Origin of the sequence: Bacillus cereus group sp. BfR-BA-01379 (assembly GCF_022663605.1) — a bacterium.
In the GTDB taxonomy this organism is placed as follows: Bacteria; Bacillota; Bacilli; order Bacillales; family Bacillaceae_G; genus Bacillus_A; species Bacillus_A mobilis.
This window is the reverse complement of record NZ_JAKUFT010000316.1, coordinates 1-222: the sequence shown is the minus strand read 5'-3', so window position 1 is coordinate 222 and position 222 is coordinate 1. Positions and strand designations below refer to the sequence as shown.

Sequence of the window (222 nt, the reverse complement as noted above, 5' to 3'; positions counted from 1 at the left end):
CAGGATGAACGCTGGCGGCGTGCCTAATACATGCAAGTCGAGCGAATGGATTGAGAGCTTGCTCTCAAGAAGTTAGCGGCGGACGGGTGAGTAACACGTGGGTAACCTGCCAATAAGACTGGGATAACTCCGGGAAACCGGGGCTAATACCGGATAACATTTTGAACTGCATGGTTCGAAATTGAAAGGCGGCTTCGGCTGTCACTTATGGATGGACCCGCG

Annotated in this window: 1 rRNA gene; it reads left to right on the top strand. The window is 52.7% G+C overall.

Annotated features, from left to right (window positions below):
* A 16S ribosomal RNA gene (locus MR113_RS28035) occupies positions 1 to 222 on the top strand; the annotation flags it as partial.